Origin of the sequence: Nocardioides sp. GCM10028917 (assembly GCF_042666175.1) — a bacterium.
In the GTDB taxonomy this organism is placed as follows: domain Bacteria; phylum Actinomycetota; class Actinomycetes; order Propionibacteriales; family Nocardioidaceae; genus Nocardioides.
Window position 1 is genome coordinate 495,863 of record NZ_JBHTFL010000003.1, and the last position, 12,553, is coordinate 508,415.

Here is a 12,553-nt window from a genome sequence, read left to right on the forward strand (position 1 = left end):
GCGAGGCCATCAGTCCGCCAGGCTCCGACCGGTGAGGCGCAGGAAGACGTCCTCGAGGGTGGACCGCCGCACGAGGGTGGCGATCGGGTGCAGCCCACGGTCGAGGACGGCCGTGACGACGTCCTCGCCGTGGTCGCTGTAGACGAGGAGCCGGTCGGGCAGCACCTCGACGCGCTCACCGAGGTCCTCGATCTTCTCCGCGAGCGCCTCGTGCTCGCCCACGCCGAAGCGGAGCTCCGCGACCTCACGGGTCGAGTGGGCGTCGATCAGCTGGCGCGGGGACCCCTCGGCGGCGATGAGGCCCTTGTCCATCACGACCAGGCGATCACAGAGCTGCTCGGCTTCATCCATGTAATGAGTCGTGATCACGAGCGTGACCCCGGCCTGCTTGAGCCGGAAGAGCTGGTCCCACAGCACGTGGCGCGCCTGCGGGTCGAGGCCGGTGGTCGGCTCGTCGAGGAGCAGCAGGTCGGGGTTGTTGATCAGGCTGCGGGCGATCGTCAGGCGCCGCTTCATGCCACCCGACAGGTCCTCGACCTTCGCCTTGGCCTTGTCGGTGATCTGCGCGAACTCGAGCAGCTCCTGCGCGCGCTCGCGGCAGGTGGCGCGGTCGATGCCGAAGTAGCGGCCGTAGATGTAGAGGTTGTCGAACACGTTGAGCTCGTTGTCGAGCGTGTCCTCCTGGGGACACACGCCGAGCCGGCCACGGATCGCGGGGCCGTCGGTGGCGGGGTCCATGCCGAGGATCCGCAGCTCGCCGGAGGTCACCGGGCTCACCGACGCGATCATCCGCATCGTGCTCGACTTGCCGGCGCCGTTGGGGCCGAGGAAGCCGAACGCCTCACCGCGGCGCACCTCCACGTCGATGCCCTTGACGGCCTCGAAGTCGCCGAACGACTTGCGCAGTCCCCGTGCCGAGATCATGGCTTCTGTCACAGGTGCCGACACTAGATGAGGGGGGCGACAACGACGAAACGGATCGCCCGACCGGTCGGGCGTAGGACCCCACTTCTGCGCAGGCCGGCCCGAGGGGAGACGACAGTAGGCTCGAGACGTGGAGGAAGCCGGCGTCGAGCCCGTGTCCCCGGACGCACCGCCCATCTCGGGGGCCGTCGCGATGACCCAGCGCTGGTGCGACCTGACGTTCCTGCACTGGGCGGTCGATCCCGCCCTGGTGGCGCAGTGGATGCCGCCGGGCGTACGGCCCGACACGCTCGACGGACGGACCTACGTCGGGCTGGTCCCGTTCCGGATGGTCGATGCCGGGCTGGGCCGCGGGCCGGCGGTCCCGTGGCTGGGGACGTTCCTGGAGACCAACGTGCGGCTCTACTCCGTCGACGAGACGGGCCGGCGCGGAATCGTCTTCCTCAGCCTCGACACCGACCGCGCCGCCATCGTCGTGGGTGCCCGTGGCGCGCTGGGTCTGCCCTACCGGTGGGCACGGATGCGTCACCACCGCGACGGTGACGTGCACACGTACGAGGCCCGCCTGCGCCGGCTCGGTGCCCGACCCGCCAGCCGGGTCGTCGTCCGGGCGGGGGCGAAGCGGGAGCCCACCGCGCTCGACCACTTCCTGAGCGCGCGGTGGCGTCTGCACACGCGCTGCTGGGGGCGCACCCTCCAGGTCCCCAACCGTCACGAGCGGTGGCCGGTGCACGACGCGGAGCTGATCGCCCTCGACGACCAGCTGATGGCGTCGGTGGGCCTCGACCGGCTCGCTCGACGTCCCCCGGACCATCTGTCGTTCAGCCCCGGCGTCCGCACGGAGTTCGGCCTGCCGCGCGACGCCCGTCGTCCACGCGCCGGCTGACGCCTACGTCGACGGGGTGAGGCGGAGGAGGCGGCCGGCGCCCTCGTCCTCGAGCACCCAGATCGCGCCGTCGGGCCCTTCCTCGACGGCTCGCACGCGTGCCCCCATGTCGAAGACCTCCGTCTCGCCCGCGGTCCGGCCGTCGAGGTCCACGCGCACCAGCGCCTCGCCCGACAGGGCGCCGAGGAACGCGTCGCCCCGCCAGCCCTCGAACAGCTCGCCGTCGTAGACCATCAGGCTTCCCGGCGAGATGCTCGGGTTCCACGACCGGGCGGGGGCGGCGTACCCGTCACCCTCGGCGTGGTCGGGGATCTCACCGCCGCCGTAGTCGCTCCCGTCGGACGCCTCGGGCCAGCCGTAGTTCGAGCCGGCCTCGATCACGTTGAGCTCGTCGCCACCCTCGGGCCCCATCTCCGACGACCACAGCGTGCCGTCGGGGGCGTGCTCGAGCCCGAGCGGGTTGCGGTGGCCCCAGCTCCAGATCTCGGCGCTCGCCCCGCCCTGGTCGGCAAGCGGGTTGCCGGGTGCGGGCTCGCCGTCGGGCGTCAGGCGCACGATCGTGCCGAGCGTGTTGCTGGTGTCCTGGGCCGGGTCGCCGAGCTGACGGTCGCCCGAGGAGACGAAGAGGTGCTGGCCGTCGGGAGAGAAGGCCAGGCGGTGGCTGAAGTGCCCGTCGCCGGCGACCTTAGGTGTCTGGCGCCACACCACCTCGAGACCGTCGAGGCGCGGCTCGTCCCCGTCCGTCTCGAGCACCGCGCGACCCACGACGGCGCCCGTGCCGCCGTCGCCCGCCTCGACCCAGCTCAGGTAGACCCGCCCGTCCTCCTCGTACGACGGCGCGGGCAGGACGTCGCCCAGCCCGCCCTGGCCGGCGTCGACCACCTCCGGCACGCCCGCGACCGCGACCCGGTCCCCGGTCTCGGCGTCGCGCAGGTGGAGCGTGCCGCTGCGCTCGGTGATGAGCAGGTCGCCGGTGTCGGGCAGGAACGCCATCGCCCACGGCTCGTCGAGCCGGTCGATCTCCTCGACCACGAACGGCCAGCCGTCATCCCCCTCACCCGCCGCGGGACCGAGCGAGCCGGACGCTGCGGTGTCCCCGGAGCAGGCGGTGGCCAGCACGGTCAGCAGTCCGGCCAGCGCCGGTGCGAGGGGCTTCATGGGTCCATGGTGCGCGGGGGTGGCAAGCGCGGCACCGGTCGGAGAAGGATGTCGCGGAAAGCGTCGAAGAAATCTGCGTCGCCGATGTCGAGCCGCGCCGCGCCCGTTCGACGTACGTGCGAGAACACACCCACCGCACCACAGGAGGAACGATCACAATGCCGCGATTCATGGGATTCGTCAGGATGGAAGAGGGCATCGGGGTGCCGCCGCAGTCGTTGTTCGACGCGATGGACGTCTTCATCGGGGAGCGCGCCGCCAACGGCTCGTTCCTCGACGGCGGCGGGCTCTACGGCACCGAGGACGCCGTCAACTTCGTGGTCCGTCAGGGTGGGGTCACCCGGGTCGACGGGCCGTACGCCGAGGGCAAGGAGGTCGTCGGCGGCTGGTCGCTCATGGAGTACGCCACCCTCGAGGAGGCGGTGGCCGACCAGCAGCTCTTCGCCGAGCTGCACGCGAAGCACTGGCCGGAGGTCACCGTGGTCTCCACGCTGCGCCAGGTGTCCGAGGGCCCGGAGGCGCCCGGCGACTGACGCCGGCTCACGACGCTGGCTCACTACGCTGGACGAGTGCCAGCAGGGACGTACGACGACCTCCCGGGGCTCTCGGGACCCTCGGGGGTCGTGATCGCCACGTGGCGGGCCGAGTCGGCCCGCCTCGTCGGCGCCCTCGCCCGGATGACGCGCGACGTCGACCTGGCCGAGGACCTCGCGCAGGACGCGCTCGTCGCCGCGCTGGAGCAGTGGCCCGTGTCGGGGATCCCCGACAACCCGTCTGCCTGGTTGATGACGACGGCCAAGCGCCGCGGTGTCGACCACTTCCGGCGCGCCGACACGCTGCGTCGCAAGGTGGCCGAGCTCGAGCACGCCGGAGGCGGGGAGGAGGCACGCGTGCCGGACCTCGACGACCAGGTCGACCACATCGAGGACGACGTCCTGCGGCTGGTCTTCCTCTCCTGCCACCCCTCGCTGACCCCCGAGTCCCGCGCCGCGCTGACGCTGCGGCTGGTCGGGGGCCTCACCACCGCCGAGATCGCCCGCGGCTTCCTCACCAGCGAGACGACGATGGGCCAGCGCATCTCCCGGGCGAAGAAGACGCTGGCGGAAGCCCGGGCGCAGCTCGACCTGCCGACGGGCGACGAGCGGACGGCGCGTCTCGACGACGTGATGGCAGTGGTCTACCTGATCTTCAACGAGGGCTACGCCGCCACCGCGGGCGACGACTGGATGCGTCCCGACCTCGCAGCCGAGGCGACACGGCTGGCCCGCATGCTCGCCGACCTGGCACCCGACGAGCCCGAGGTGCTCGGCCTGCAAGCCCTGCTGGAGCTGCAGGGATCGCGGACCGGGGCCCGCCTCGATTCCGATGGCACGCCCGTGCTGCTCGAGGCGCAGGACCGCTCCCTGTGGGACGAGCTGATGATCCGGCGCGGCCTCGCGGCGCTGCGGGCCGCCTCCCGTCTCGCTGCGGCCGGCGCGCCCGTCGGTCGCTACTTCCTCCAGGCCTCGATCGCCGCCGAGCACGCCACCGCGTCGCGGGCCGAGGACACGGACTGGGGCCGCATCGCCGTCCTGTACGACGTCCTCGCGCAGGCCGCGCCCGGCCCGGTCGTCGAGGTCAACCGGGCCGTGGCCCACGGTAGGGCGCACGGAGCCGCCGCCGGGCTCGCCGTGCTCGACGCCGTGGACCCGTCCCGGCTCGGCGCCTCCCCGCTGCTGCCCAGCGTGCGCGGCGACCTCCTGGAGCGCGCCGGTCGCCACGCGGAGGCCGCGTCGGTCTTCGACGAGGCGGCGCGCCTCACCCGCAACGAGGGCGAGCGCCGCGTGCTGCGGCGGCGCGCCGCGGACAACCGGACGCTCGGTGGCTGAAACGGCTGAACCGACGGAACCTGGGTGTGGTCCAACTACTGATCGTCCGCGGGCCATGGTGTCGCCGGAGTGACGCAGGCCGTATCGCGGTGATCCTGATGCACCAGGTGCACCACGATCACCGCACGAGCGCCTCGGCGACCGGTGAATGGGATGGCGCTGCCATTGCTGCCACGTTCGCTCGGACCGACTACGTGTGGCACGTGGTCCGGGCGAGGTGCGGGCCGGTCGACGATCGGGACCACCTTCGAGACGAGGAGTCCAGATGAGACACCGTTTCCTGACCCGCCCACTGTCGGCCGCCCTCCTGGCGCTGACGCTGGTGGGGACCTTGTTCGCCGCTGCCACTGCCGGCTCGCCACCGGGTCCTACCTCGGCGTCGGCCGCCGACGCGGCCGCCCGCGCGGTGGCCGACGCCTCCGCCCGACACCCCGGCCGACGCGGACATCCCGCCCCGCCCGGCCAGCCCGATGCCAGTGATCGGCCCACCGTCGTCCTGGTCCACGGCGCCTTCGCCGACTCCAGTGGGTGGGAGGCCGTCGCGATGCAGCTGATGGACCAGGGCTACCCGGTCCTGGCGTTCTCCAACCCGCTGCGCGACCCGATCAGCGACGGCGCGTACCTCCGCGCGTTCCTCGGCACCATCGAGGGCCCGATCGTGCTGGTCGGACACTCGTACGGCGGCGCGGTGATCAGCAACGCCGCGACGGGCAACCCCGCCGTCCGCTCCCTCGTCTACGTGGCGGCGTACGCCCCCGCCGAGGGCGAGAGCGTCGCCGAGGCGAACCTCCTGGGTGGGGGCCACACCGAGGTCACCGACCACCTGGTGCTCCGGCCGATCCCCGGCGTCAGCCCGCCCAACGCGGACGCCTACATCGATCCGGCCTGGTTCGGCGAGCTCTTCGCGCAGGACCTGCCGGGACGGACCACCCGGTTCATGGCCGCCAGCCAGCGACCCGGTGCGCTGGCGGCACTGGTGACCGAGTCGGGTCCGCCGGCGTGGGCCGAGATCCCGAGCTGGTACGTCGTCGCCGCGCAGGACCGGATCATCCCGCCGGAGGCCGAGCGCGCCATGGCGGCCCGGGCCGGTGCACGGGTCGTGGAGGTGGACAGCTCCCACGTGGTGATGATGAGCCACCCGCGAGTGGTGACGAAGCTGATCCGCGAGGCGGCCCGCTGACGGACACGACACCGGTCGGCCGCTCGGGCGGTCGACCTCGTCGGTGCGCCGACCGGGCGCGGCAGGCTCAGCTCGACGGCAGCGGGTCGTCGAGGCCGAAGGGTCCGGCGGCGGTGACCGTGATGTCGTCGCTCGACACGTGGTGGCCGGCGTCGCAGTGCGCCGCGATCGTCACCGGGCGGCCGCAGCCGTCGTGGGTGAGCCGCGGCGGGTACGGCGGCGGGTCGTGGCGGTTCGCCCACTGGAGCAGGGCGAAGAGCGCGGGCATCAGGTCCTCCCCCGCCGGCGTCAGGACGTACTCGTGCCGACCCCGCTGCCCGGGCTCCTGGTAGGGCCGCCTCTCGAGGACGCCGGCACGGACGAGGTCGTGCAGCCGCGCGGAGGTCGTCGCGTCGGTCAGGTCGGCGCGAGCGGCGAACTCCTCGAACCGCGAGGCGCCGTAGAAGGCCTCGCGCAGGACCAGCATCGCGGACCTGGTGCTGAGCACAGCCAAGGTGCGCTCGATCGGGCAGTAGGCACCGACCGGCTGGTTGTCACGGCGGGCGAGCGCCCCCTCCAACTTCATCGACACCTCCTCACTGTAGTTCGCGGCGACCCGTCCGGGAGCACCCGTGCCGACCGGGCCGACCGGGCTGGGTCGGCCCGGTCGGCCCGGTCGTGGGTGCAGGTGGCTCAGGTCTCGACGGCCCGTGCCGGTGCGGTCCGGCTGTGCTCGCGGGCCCACGCCAGCGCGTGGTCGGCGACCTCCTCCCACCCGGGTGCGGCGCAGGTCCAGTGGTCGCGTCCCTCGAGCTCGTGGTACTCGGTGACGGCCGGTGACTTGTCGTAGTGCTTGGCGTTCGACCGGTTCACCGACGGCGGCATGATGTGGTCCTCCGAGCCCGCGATGAACAGCAGCGGGGCCCGGTCGGCGGAGTAGTCCACCCAGGTGTCCTGGTGGCCGGGCTTGAAGTTGGCGAACAGCCCGTACTCCCACACCCAGTAGCCCGGAGCCGCGATGGCGTAGCGGTCCCAGACCTTCCGCGACTCCTCCTCGGAGAGGGTGTTGGTGAAGGCGTAGTGGAACTCCTCGGGCGTGAAGCCCACCGCCTTGTGCCGGTTGGCCGGGTTCTTCAGCGCGGGGAACAGCGACCTGGCCTGGGAGACCGGGTTCACCCGGACGCCCTCGGTCGGCGCGGAGTCGATCACCACTCCCGCAGACCCCAGTCCGCGGGCCAGGAGGAGCTGCGTGAGGGTGCCGCCGAACGAGTGTCCGATGATGATCGGCGGGGTGCCGACACCCTCGACCACCGAGGCGAGGTGGTCGACGGTCTCCGCCACGGTGAGGTCCGCGATGACCTGCGGGTTCTCGCGCAGCGCCTCGACCTCGATCTCGAATCCGGGGTAGGCAGGCGTGAGGACGGTGTGCCCCTGCGCCTCGTAGTGGGTGACCCAGTGCTCCCAGCTGCGCGGGGTCATCCAGAGTCCGTGCACCAGCACGATCGTCTCGGGTCGTGTCTCGGGTCGTGCGTCGGTCATGGGGTGGTTCCTCTCAGGAGTCGATGAAGGCGAGCAGGTCGGCGTGGAGGCGGTCGCGGTCGGTGTCGGGCAGGGCGTGGCCGCTGCCCTCGTAGACCTTCAGCTCGGCGCCGGCGACCATGGCGGCGGACCGCGCGCCGCCGACCTCGAAGGGCACGATCTGGTCGTCGTCGCCGTGGATCACCAGGGTGGGGACGTCGACCTTCTCAAGGTCGGGGCGGAAGTCCGTCGCGCTGAACGCGGCGATGCACTCGTACGCCGCCCGGTGGCCGCAGGCCATGCTCTGGAGCCAGAAGGCGTCACGGAAGCCCTGCGCCACGTCGTGGTTGCGGTTGTGCCCGAAGAACGGTCCGTCGGCCAGGTCGCGGTAGAGCTGCGAGCGGTTGGCGGCCTCCCCCGCCCGGATGTCGTCGAACACCTCGATCGGCAGGCCGTCGGGATTGTTGTCGGTGCGCAGCATCAGCGGCGGCACGGCGGACACGAGGACGAGGCGGGCCACGCGGGCGGTCCCGTGGCGACCCACGTAGTGCACGACCTCGCCGCCGCCCGTGGAGTGGCCCACGAGGGTCAGGTCCGAGAGGTCGAGCGTGTCGACCAGGCAGGCCAGGTCGTCGGCGTAGGTGTCCATCTCGTTGCCGTCCCACGTCTGGCTCGAGCGGCCGTGGCCGCGACGGTCGTGGGCGATCGCGCGGTGCCCGTGCTCGGCGAGGAACAGGGCGGTGGCCTCCCAGGCGTCGGCGTTGAGCGGCCAGCCGTGGCTGAGGATCACGGGGGTGCCGTCGACGCCCCAGTCCTTGTAGAAGATGCGGGCGCCGTCGTCGGCGGTCACGTAGGGCATCGGGCCTCCTGTGGTCGGGTCCTCCGAGCGTGGCGGAGGCCGGGCCGGTGCGGACCACGTACGCCACGTAGTCCCGGGGTCAGTCCGTCCCGTCGAGCCGGTCGGCGAGCTGCCGGCGGGAGGAGATGCCGAGCTTGTGGAAGACGTTGCGCAGGTGGTAGTCGACGGTGTTCGGGCTGAGGAACATCGTCGACCCGATCTCGGCGTTGGTGTGGCCGGTGGCCGCGAGGCGTGCGACGGTCAGCTGCTGCGGCGTCAGGTCGAGGGGGTCACGGGCGCCGGCCTGCGCGGTCTGGTCGCCGATGGCGGTGAGCTCCGCGCGGGCCCGGCGGGCGAATGCCGGGGCCTGGCCGCGCTCGAACAGGCCCAGGGCGAGGTGGAGCTGCTCCCGGGCCTCGCGTCGGCGCCTGGCCCGCCGCAGCCACTCGCCGTACAACAGGTGGGCTCGTGCGAGCTCGATCGGGACGTCACCGGCGGCCAGCGCATCGACGGCCGCCCGGTGGTGCGGCTCGGCGTCCTCCTCGACGAGGGCCCGCGAGCGGTGCGCCACCCCGACGGTCCACGGCGATCCGTTGGCGGCCGCCAGCGCCTCGAGGTGACGGACGTGCGCCCACGCCTCCCCCGACCGCTCGCTGCGGCACGCCGCCTCGACGAAGTCGGGCAGCTCCAGGGGGGTCACCTGGAGGAACGGGTCGTCCACCAGCGGCTTGAGCCGGCGGTATGCCTGCTCGTAGTCCGCGTCCGCCAGGTCGCGAACCGCGAGCGCCGCATGGCCGGCCGACTGCACACCTCCGAAGCCCATCGACCCGGCACCTTCGGCGATCATCTCCACCTGCGGGCGAGGTGCCTCCGCCCAGGCGAGGAGGGCGACGTTGATGACGTGCTCGGCGTCGTAGCCGATGGCCCGGCGGAGCTCGCGCACCTGCTCGATGTACTGGTGCGCCTGCCGCGGCGTGCCACCGGAGAGCTCGGCCAAGGACATGGTCCACAGGGTGGTGTCCAGCAGCTGCAGGGCGCCGGCATCGCGCGCGGCGGCGGCGGTCCGCTCGAGACACTCGCGCCTGGCCCGGGCGTCCCAGAGCGCCGTCGTCAGCGCCACGCTCGTGGCGCCGTAGCGCAGCAGCCTGGCGGGGTCGAGGCCGAGGATGGCGTCGACCGCTGCCCGCATGACGGGGACGGCCTGGTCGTACGGCAGCAGGATGTGCGCGCCGAGTCCGCGGAGGATCGTGGCCGCCGTCCCCTCCCGCAGGTCGGCTCCCTTGCGCAGCCGGGCACCGAGCTCGGACAGCGTCAGGCCCCGGGCCATGCGTTCGGCGGGCAGGGTGTACTCGAAGGCCTTGATGAGGGCGTCCTGCTCGAGCGCGACGTCGTGCCCGTGGAGGCACTCGGCCGCCGACAGCATCGTGGCGCCCGCCTCCATGAGGGCAGGATCGGCGGTGAAGAGCGAGATGCTGGCGCGGGTCCAGATGAGCCGCCCCCGGGTGACCGCGTCGAGCGCGTCCTCGTCCACGTCGTCGAGGTAGGTCTTGGCGAGCTGGGCTGCTCCCGAGGCGAGCGCGGCGTCGGCGGCGTCCACCAGCCTCGCGTACCTCGTGCGCCCGGGCGGGGTGAGCGCCGACGCCTGCGCCAGCACGCGCGCGCGGGAGGCGAGCCCGCCGCGCCGCCCGGCTGCGTCCGCCACCCGCTCGAGCCGGTCGGCCACGTCCGGATCGGTGCCCAGGGTGGCCTTGGCGGCGTGCCATGCCTCCACCTCGACCAGCCCCAGGTGGTCGGCGGCCTCCGACAGGGCACGGTGGGCACGCCTGCGCTGGGAGCCCTGGACGGCGTTGTACGCCGCCGAGCGGACCAGTGGGTGACGGAAGGTGATCGTGGGGCCGAGCTCGACGAGGTCCGCGGACTCCGCCTCCTCGACCGGGTCGCCCGGAAGTCCCCAGAACTGTCCGGCTGCGCGGATCAGGTCGAGGTTGCCGGTGGAGTCGGCGGCAGCGATCAGCAACCAGGTCTGGAGGTCCGCGGAGAGGTGGCGGATCCGTCGCAGGTAGAGCGTCTCGAGGTGGTGCCCGATCGGTAGCGGCTCGTCGGCCAGGCTCGCCTCCGTCAGCCGCCGGACGCTCAGCTCGCCCGCCAGGTCCACCAGGGCGAGTGGGTTCCCCCCGGTGGCAGCGATCACCTGTGCGGCGGCGGCCGGGTCGATCGGCTCCGCCAGCGATGCCGACAGCAGCCGCGTGGCCCACTCGCTCTCGAGTCCGGCGAGGCGCAGGGCAGGGACGCCGGCCAGCTGCGCTGCAACGGGCGCGGCGTCGCGCGCCGCCAGCACCAGCGCGACCGACTCGGCCTCCAGCCGCCGGGCCACCAGTCCGAGCACGTCAAGGGACTCGGGGTCGAGCAGGTGCGCGTCGTCGACGACGCAGAGCACCGGTTCGGTCTCCCCGGCGGCGCCCAGGAGGCCCAGCACGCCGAGCCCGACGAGGAACCGGTCGGGCGGGTCGCCCTGCTCCACCCCGGCCGCGACGCGCAGGGCGTGGCGGTGGCTCTCGGGCAGCTCGGACAGGTGCCGGCGCAAGGGGATCGCCAGCCGCTGCACGCCCGCGAACGGGATCATCGACTCGGCCTCGAACCCGTCCACCCGGAGCAGGCGCATGCCGGCAGGGTCGGACGTGGTGGCGTCGAGGAGGGTGGTCTTCCCGATCCCCGGCTCGCCGGTGAGGAGCAGCGCTCCCCCGCGTCCGTTGCGGGCCTGCCCGATCAGGGCACGTACCTGCTCTCGCTCGGCGTGCCGCCCGAGAAGACGCTCCGCAGTCGCCATCCGCTGACTCTAACCAGGTGAAGTCAGGTGACGCCAGCTGTGGTCCAGACCTCTCGCGGCCGACCTGACCGACGCCAGGCCACCCACGCGCTCGACGCGGCGGATGCGTCGCCGTCAGCGCCCGCCCAGGGCGTCGAGCGTCGCCATGTCCTCCTCGGCCAGGGCGAACCCGCCGACGTCTGCGTTGGACCGGATGCGCTCCGGGTGCGCCGACTTCGGGATCACGACCACCTCGTGCTGGAGGTGCCACCGGATGATGACCTGGGCGGGGGTGCGGCCCAACCGATCGGCTATCGCGACGATCGCGGGGTGGTCGAGGGTGCCGCCCCGCAGGGCGCTGTAGCCCTCGACGGCCACGTCACGCTCGCGGTGCTCCTGCAACGTCCCGGCGTCGAAGAGGAGCGGGCTCCACTCGATCTGGTCGATCGCCGGCCGTACGCCGGTCGCGTCGGTCAGCTCGTCGATGAGCGCGGCGTCGAAGTTGCTCACGCCGATCTCGCGGGCCAGACCCTGCTCGCGAGCCTCCACGAACGCGCGCCACATGTCGACGTTCGTCGAGCCCCTGCCGGACCAGTGGATGAGCCACAGGTCGACGTGGTCGGTGCGCAGCAGGTCCAGGCTCTCGCGCAGGGTCTCGAGCTCGCGGCCGGCGCGGCCCGGCGGGCACTTGGTCGTCACGAACACGTCCTCGCGCGCGACGCCGCTCTCGGCGAGCGCGCGGCCCACCTCAGCCTCGTTGCCGTACACCGTTGCCGTGTCGAGGTGCCGGTAGCCGGCCTCCAGCGCGGCCGTCGTCGCGCGCACCGCGTCGTCCCCGGTGATCTGCCACGTGCCGAAGCCGAGCAGCGGGATGCTCGTCGCGTTCGTCAACGTCAGGGCCTGGTCGGGCAGCTGCAGGTCGTGGTCGGTCACCTCTCCGATGCTGTCACGTCCGCCAAGTACGCCCGTTGCGAGCGCCGGACATGACTGGAGTCCCGGACCCCATGGGCCCGGGACTCCGTCCGTGCGTGTCGGTCGTGCGTGCGTCAGGCCTGCTGGCCCAGCGCGAACTGGATGGTGCCGTCCTCGTCCACGCCGCCGTCGAGCACCTTGTCGGAGAGGAACTCCGACGCGGGTCCGTCGACGTAGATGGTGGCGCCGTCCTGCTCGATGACCTGGTCGTCGCTCTCGGCGTGGTCGGCCGGGCTGACGGACAGGGACTCCCCGTCCGCCTCGGTGGCGATGCGGAGCGCGGTGATCTCGGGCACCTCTTCGGCGAGCTGCGTCACGATGTCGGTCACGTTCTCGGTGAGAGCAAGCATGGGCTCTCCTTCCGGATGGAGAATGTGTCCCTCTCACCATTGCTCGGACCCGGCGCGCACGCAAACCGCCGATC

12 protein-coding genes are annotated in these 12,553 nt (G+C 72.7%); 4 read left to right on the forward strand and 8 right to left on the reverse strand.

Annotated features, from left to right (window positions below; genetic code table 11):
• Positions 1 to 9 precede the first annotated feature (9 nt).
• Positions 10 to 924 (reverse strand): ABC transporter ATP-binding protein, encoded by a 915-nt coding sequence (locus tag ACFQW6_RS05745; RefSeq protein ID WP_378542613.1) that lies wholly within the window; start codon positions 922 to 924, stop codon positions 10 to 12.
• A 130-nt stretch (positions 925 to 1,054) separates the two neighbouring features.
• Between ACFQW6_RS05745 and ACFQW6_RS05750 the strand changes: the two genes are divergently transcribed.
• The gene (locus ACFQW6_RS05750) at positions 1,055 to 1,810 is read left to right on the forward strand and encodes a YqjF family protein (RefSeq protein ID WP_378542174.1); all 756 of its coding nucleotides are present in this window, start codon (positions 1,055 to 1,057) and stop codon (positions 1,808 to 1,810) included.
• Positions 1,811 to 1,813: 3 nt separating this feature from the next.
• Here ACFQW6_RS05750 and ACFQW6_RS05755 read toward each other — a convergent pair whose 3' ends face one another.
• Positions 1,814 to 2,968, reverse strand: a complete 1,155-nt coding sequence (locus ACFQW6_RS05755; protein ID WP_378542176.1) for a PQQ-dependent sugar dehydrogenase — start codon at positions 2,966 to 2,968, stop codon at positions 1,814 to 1,816.
• A gap of 170 nt (positions 2,969 to 3,138) precedes the next feature.
• On the opposite strand from ACFQW6_RS05755, the gene ACFQW6_RS05760 reads away from it, so the two are divergent.
• The 3 genes from ACFQW6_RS05760 to ACFQW6_RS05770 all read left to right on the forward strand — a co-directional run bounded on the left by ACFQW6_RS05760 (position 3,139) and on the right by ACFQW6_RS05770 (position 6,016).
• Positions 3,139 to 3,501, forward strand: a complete 363-nt coding sequence (locus ACFQW6_RS05760) for a YciI family protein (protein WP_378542178.1) — start codon at positions 3,139 to 3,141, stop codon at positions 3,499 to 3,501.
• Between the two features lie 36 nt (positions 3,502 to 3,537).
• Positions 3,538 to 4,836, forward strand: a complete 1,299-nt coding sequence (locus tag ACFQW6_RS05765; protein WP_378542180.1) for an RNA polymerase sigma factor — start codon at positions 3,538 to 3,540, stop codon at positions 4,834 to 4,836.
• 265 nt (positions 4,837 to 5,101) lie between these two features.
• Positions 5,102 to 6,016, forward strand: coding sequence for a lipase family alpha/beta hydrolase (locus ACFQW6_RS05770; protein ID WP_378542182.1), 915 nt, complete (start codon positions 5,102 to 5,104; stop codon positions 6,014 to 6,016).
• Between the two features lie 67 nt (positions 6,017 to 6,083).
• Here the strand turns inward: ACFQW6_RS05770 and ACFQW6_RS05775 are convergent, their stop codons facing one another.
• The 6 genes from ACFQW6_RS05775 to ACFQW6_RS05800 form a co-directional block, all read right to left on the reverse strand.
• Positions 6,084 to 6,581 (reverse strand): winged helix-turn-helix transcriptional regulator, encoded by a 498-nt coding sequence (locus ACFQW6_RS05775; RefSeq protein WP_378542184.1) that lies wholly within the window; start codon positions 6,579 to 6,581, stop codon positions 6,084 to 6,086.
• A 107-nt stretch (positions 6,582 to 6,688) separates the two neighbouring features.
• A complete protein-coding gene (locus ACFQW6_RS05780) occupies positions 6,689 to 7,534 on the reverse strand; it encodes an alpha/beta hydrolase (RefSeq protein ID WP_378542186.1) in 846 nt (281 codons plus the stop codon).
• 13 nt (positions 7,535 to 7,547) lie between these two features.
• Positions 7,548 to 8,372 carry an alpha/beta fold hydrolase gene (locus tag ACFQW6_RS05785; protein ID WP_378542188.1) on the reverse strand — a complete coding sequence of 275 codons (825 nt, stop codon included), beginning with the start codon at positions 8,370 to 8,372 and terminating at the stop codon, positions 7,548 to 7,550.
• Positions 8,373 to 8,451: 79 nt separating this feature from the next.
• The gene (locus tag ACFQW6_RS05790; RefSeq protein WP_378542190.1) at positions 8,452 to 11,178 is read right to left on the reverse strand and encodes an AAA family ATPase; all 2,727 of its coding nucleotides are present in this window, start codon (positions 11,176 to 11,178) and stop codon (positions 8,452 to 8,454) included.
• 114 nt (positions 11,179 to 11,292) lie between these two features.
• Positions 11,293 to 12,090 (reverse strand): aldo/keto reductase, encoded by a 798-nt coding sequence (locus tag ACFQW6_RS05795; protein WP_378542192.1) that lies wholly within the window; start codon positions 12,088 to 12,090, stop codon positions 11,293 to 11,295.
• Between the two features lie 113 nt (positions 12,091 to 12,203).
• On the reverse strand, positions 12,204 to 12,479 hold the full coding sequence (locus ACFQW6_RS05800; RefSeq protein WP_378542194.1) for a Fe-S cluster assembly protein HesB: 276 nt from the start codon (positions 12,477 to 12,479) through the stop codon (positions 12,204 to 12,206).
• Positions 12,480 to 12,553 lie beyond the last annotated feature (74 nt).

What these genes read in the sequence shown, in the direction of transcription:
- ACFQW6_RS05755 (WP_378542176.1), bottom strand. Translation starts at nt 2,968, where the DNA reads ATGAAGCCCCTCGCACCGGCGCTGGCCGGACTGCTGACCGTGCTGGCC.
- ACFQW6_RS05780 (WP_378542186.1), bottom strand. Translation starts at nt 7,534, where the DNA reads ATGACCGACGCACGACCCGAGACACGACCCGAGACGATCGTGCTGGTG.
- ACFQW6_RS05775 (WP_378542184.1), bottom strand. Translation starts at nt 6,581, where the DNA reads ATGAAGTTGGAGGGGGCGCTCGCCCGCCGTGACAACCAGCCGGTCGGT.
- ACFQW6_RS05800 (WP_378542194.1), bottom strand. Translation starts at nt 12,479, where the DNA reads ATGCTTGCTCTCACCGAGAACGTGACCGACATCGTGACGCAGCTCGCC.
- ACFQW6_RS05785 (WP_378542188.1), bottom strand. Translation starts at nt 8,372, where the DNA reads ATGCCCTACGTGACCGCCGACGACGGCGCCCGCATCTTCTACAAGGAC.
- ACFQW6_RS05790 (WP_378542190.1), bottom strand. Translation starts at nt 11,178, where the DNA reads ATGGCGACTGCGGAGCGTCTTCTCGGGCGGCACGCCGAGCGAGAGCAG.
- ACFQW6_RS05770 (WP_378542182.1), top strand. Translation starts at nt 5,102, where the DNA reads ATGAGACACCGTTTCCTGACCCGCCCACTGTCGGCCGCCCTCCTGGCG.
- ACFQW6_RS05760 (WP_378542178.1), top strand. Translation starts at nt 3,139, where the DNA reads ATGGGATTCGTCAGGATGGAAGAGGGCATCGGGGTGCCGCCGCAGTCG.
- ACFQW6_RS05745 (WP_378542613.1), bottom strand. Translation starts at nt 924, where the DNA reads ATGATCTCGGCACGGGGACTGCGCAAGTCGTTCGGCGACTTCGAGGCC.